Origin of the sequence: Staphylococcus sp. HMSC072B07, assembly GCF_001815505.1 — a bacterium.
GTDB lineage: Bacteria > Bacillota > Bacilli > Staphylococcales > Staphylococcaceae > Staphylococcus > Staphylococcus simulans.
Genome location: NZ_KV820925.1, coordinates 1 through 2,665 on the forward strand (window position 1 = coordinate 1; position 2,665 = coordinate 2,665).

At 32.6% G+C, this 2,665-nt stretch carries 2 protein-coding genes; one reads left to right on the forward strand and one right to left on the reverse strand.

The window, feature by feature from the left end:
• Positions 1–92: 92 nt before the first annotated feature.
• Positions 93–2,012, reverse strand: coding sequence for a heavy metal translocating P-type ATPase (locus HMPREF3031_RS09400; protein ID WP_049307335.1), 1,920 nt, complete (start codon positions 2,010–2,012; stop codon positions 93–95).
• 253 nt (positions 2,013–2,265) lie between these two features.
• Between HMPREF3031_RS09400 and HMPREF3031_RS09405 the strand changes: the two genes are divergently transcribed.
• Positions 2,266–2,580, forward strand: coding sequence for an ArsR/SmtB family transcription factor (locus HMPREF3031_RS09405; RefSeq protein WP_031791152.1), 315 nt, complete (start codon positions 2,266–2,268; stop codon positions 2,578–2,580).
• The last annotated feature ends 85 nt before the right edge of the window (positions 2,581–2,665 follow it).

Below are 2,665 nucleotides of genomic sequence, written 5' to 3' on the forward strand. Positions count from 1 at the left end.
GTTAGCTATATTTTTTTACTTTGCAACAGAACCAAAAAAGAACCCTATAGGTATAGGATTCTCGATACACGATTTTATCCAATTTCATGTATTCATTTAGAATTTAATAATCGGAGACCATTTAATATTACGACTAATGTACTTCCTTCATGAACGATCACACTAATGGCTATATCCGTTAATCCTACTAAGCTCACGATAATTAGAAAAGCTACAACTGCCATTGAAAAAATAATATTCTGCCAAATTAAACGATTCATTTTCGTAGAAATTTTATGAGACTGTGTTAATTTCGTTAAGTTATTTTGCATTAATACTAAGTCAGAAACCTCTACTGCCACATCAGTTCCATCTCCCATGGCTATTCCTACATCTGCATTGACAAGAGCTGGAGCATCATTTACACCATCTCCTACCATTGCGGTCACACCATATTTTTCTTTTTGTTTGTCAATAATTTTAGATTTTTTATCTGGCATGACATTGGCAATCACTTCGTCTATACCTAGCTTGCTTGCGACTGCTTTTCCTGTCATTTCCGAATCACCTGTAATTAACGTAGTATGAATACCTTGTTTCTTGAAGTACTCAATAGTTTCTTTAGCATATTTACTTGGTACATCCATAAGTGCAATAAGGCCTATAACTTCTTCATCTACTGCTAGATATACGACAGTTTTCCCTTCAGATGCCCATTGATTATTTAATCGAACATATTCATCTGAGACGTCGTCAAAAGAAGTTGGTTTACCTATACGATATTTTCGACCATTATAGTCTCCGGACAATCCTTTTCCAATCTGATTTTCTACTTCAATAGAAAGTTGGTTTTTTGGTTCAAATTTTCTTAAAATAGCATCCGCTAAAGGATGATTGGAATTTTTCTCAAGAGCTACTACAATATCAATTATTTCTTCTTCATCCATAGAATCAGTAAAATAATGATTCGTGATTTCAGGTTTTCCTTTGGTTAAAGTTCCCGTCTTATCAAATGCAATAGCTTGAATATCAGCTAATTGAGATAGATAAGAACTCCCCTTAGAAAGAACGCCTTTTTTAGCTAAATTAGAAGTTGTTGATAAAGTTGCCGATACAGTAGCTGCTGCCAAAGCACATGGCGAAGCTGCAACTAAAAGAACCAATCCTCTATAAAAGCTTTGTGACCATGTCCAATCAAGTAGAAATGGAGTTAATAATATAAATAGTGATATGGCAACTAAAACAAATGTTACATATTTTGGTTCAAATTTTTGAATAATACTTGCAGCTTTAGTTTGGTTATCCTGGTTTTGATTCACTAATTGTAAAATTTTTGAAAACACCGTATCTTTATTTTCTTTCGTGACTTCCATTGTAAAAGTGCCCGTTCCATTTATTGTGCTCCCAAAAACTTCGTCTCCCTTGGACTTTTCTTTTGGTATACTCTCTCCATTAATAGAAGACTCATCAATAGACGTAGATCCAGACAAAATAATTCCATCAATAGGGACTTGATCACCATTTAATACTTGAAGGTGATTTCCAACTTTTAATTCATTAACTTCCACATTTTTTGTGCTACCGTCTGGGAGAATTAAACGAGCAGTTGTGGGATTCATTTCGAGTAATTTTGTAATTTCTCGTCTACTTCTTCCTTCTGCATAATCTTCTAGAAAATGTGCCCCAGAAAAAATAAAGATTAATAACGCACCTTCTCCAAAATTTCCCATCAAAGATGCTCCAATTGCTGCTAACCCCATTAAGATATGAGAATTAGGTATAAATCTTTTTTGACTTTTTGAGTTATGGATCGTCTCCCCAAGTCCTTCAAGGACAATAACATGGTACCCAGCGCTTATAGTAGCGATTAAGAACAAAATATTTTGTAAGATTTGATACTCTTTACTCAAAAAGAAAGCTATCAATGCTAGTGCTAAACCAATAAAGTACAAAATAATTGGCATTTTCCCATGATCATGGTCATGATCGTGACTATTATTTTCGTGTGAGTGTTGCTCTTGAATCTCTTTCATTTCTATCACCCTTCTTAATAAAACTATTTTTTTGAAATCGTAACGCTTACGAATTACATATGAAATAACATTCATATGTTTATGCGTTCATTATATATTGCTCTATCTGATTTGTCAAAAAAATAGTTATCTTATTTAGTTAATAAAAAAATTGGACTATAAAACAGCTCTGCTTATGGAAAAACCTTGCTTTATAAAAATCTTGTGCTAACCTAAACATGAACGAACACACATATGAAAGAGAGGAAGTTTTATGAAATCATCATCAACTTCTCCGTTAACAAATGATTCTATCCAAGAGGTAAGTAAGATATTTAAAATGATTAGTGACCCTACACGTCTTTCAATTTTATTTCTTTTACAGAAAGAAGAACTTAGTGTTGGAGTAATTGCGCAGTCTTTAAGTATGGAACAATCAGCCATTTCTCACCAGTTAAAAACTTTAAAGACTTCAAGATTAGTAAAATCAAAAAGAGTTGGTAAAAATATGATTTATAGCCTTGACGATCTTCATATTTTTAGTATTCTTGAGCAAGTTTCAACTCATATCGGAGAACAAGAAAAATAAGCACAAACTACAAAGTTAAAATTATTTTACAATTCATTAGTTCAAATAAAGGGTTCTGTTGCAAAGTTGAATTTATAGTATAATT